This window comes from Brucella sp. IR068, from assembly GCF_049065885.1.
Taxonomy (GTDB): Bacteria; Pseudomonadota; Alphaproteobacteria; order Rhizobiales; family Rhizobiaceae; genus Brucella; species Brucella intermedia.
Genome location: NZ_JBAKHE010000043.1, coordinates 1 through 1,453 on the forward strand (window position 1 = coordinate 1; position 1,453 = coordinate 1,453).

Sequence of the window (1,453 nt, forward strand, 5' to 3'; positions counted from 1 at the left end):
CCATTTCGGCAACGGCTGCAGCCGGAGCGTCGATGTTCACGAGCGTGTAATACGCCTTGCGATTCTTCTTGATGCGGTAGGTGAGGGGACGCAGACCCCAGCTTTCGACCTTACCGACCTTGCCGCCATTAGCTTCGAGGACACCCTTGTACTGTTCGACGAGAGCGTCGACCTGCTGCTGGGAAATGTCCTGGCGGGCAAGAAGCACATGTTCATAAAGAGCCATTGGCTTTGCCTTTCTTCTGTTACAACATGCTAACACCAGCGGCTAAGCCTCTGCGACTTCTCTTGATCCGGCAGGCCGGAGAAGAAAGGACGCGCAACTTGAGACGGTCGAGAGCGGAGACACGGGAGGCAGAAGCGCTTATGACTTCTACGGACAATAGCGCAATTAATTGCACTGTTTGACCGGCCCTCCGTTCAGCCCCCAGCTGGTGCCGAGCAATGAACGGGCGGCTATTACGTGTTTTTCCCCGGCTTTGCAAGGCGCAAACGACACAAAAACCGGGAAATACTTGACTTTGCTGCCCGCGCTGGGGCACATCGCGCCAAATTGTGCAATTAATTGCAAAGATGAAAGAGGTTTTCATGGCGGTAGCATTCACTTTTCCCGGGCAGGGCAGCCAGGCTGTAGGCATGGGCAAGGCTCTGGCAGAGCAGTTTGCAGAAGCGCGTGCTGTTTTCGAGGAAGTGGACGCGGCACTGGGCGAAAAGCTTTCCGCTACCATGTTCGAGGGACCGGAAGACGTACTGACGCTGACCGCTAATGCCCAGCCTGCGCTGATGGCGGTCTCGATGGCCGTGCTGCGGGTCATGGAAGCGCGCGGCTTTTCCCTGAAGGATAAGGTTTCCTACGTCGCCGGGCATTCGCTTGGTGAATATTCCGCGCTTTGCGCGGCAGGAACATTCTCGCTTGCCGATACGGCACGTCTCCTGCGCATCCGAGGCAACGCGATGCAGAAAGCCGTTCCCGTCGGCGAAGGCGCCATGGCGGCCATCATCGGTCTGGAGCATGGCGACGTGGAAGCTGTCTGTGCAGAAGCAAAATCCTCGGGCTCGGTCCAGATCGCCAATGACAATGGCGGTGGTCAGCTCGTTATTTCCGGCTCCAAGGCTGCGGTCGAACTGGCTGCCGGGCTGGCGTCCGAAAAAGGTGCCAAGCGCGCCATCATGCTGCCGGTGTCCGCGCCCTTCCATTCGACTTTGATGGGGCCTGCCGCTGACGCCATGCGCGAAGCGCTCGCTTCGGTCGAAAAGCACAATCCAATCGTTCCGCTTATCGCCAATGTGCGCGCAGCGCCCGCCACCGATGCCAACGAGATTGCCGATCTACTCGTCGAGCAGGTCACGGGTCAGGTGCGCTGGCGTGAAACTGTCGAATGGTTTGCGACCAATGGCGTCACCACGCTTTATGAAGTAGGTTCGGGCAAGGTTCTGACCGGTCTGGCGCGCC

2 protein-coding genes are annotated in these 1,453 nt (G+C 58.6%); one reads left to right on the forward strand and one right to left on the reverse strand.

Going from position 1 to position 1,453, the window contains the following annotated elements:
- Positions 1-226, reverse strand: a 226-nt coding sequence (rpsF, locus tag ACOWVS_RS23355) for a 30S ribosomal protein S6 (RefSeq protein WP_247545036.1), incomplete at its 3' end; no start/stop codon positions are given.
- 362 nt (positions 227-588) lie between these two features.
- Between rpsF and fabD the strand changes: the two genes are divergently transcribed.
- The coding region (gene fabD, locus ACOWVS_RS23360) for an ACP S-malonyltransferase (protein WP_420973183.1) at positions 589-1,453 on the forward strand (865 nt) is incomplete at its 3' end.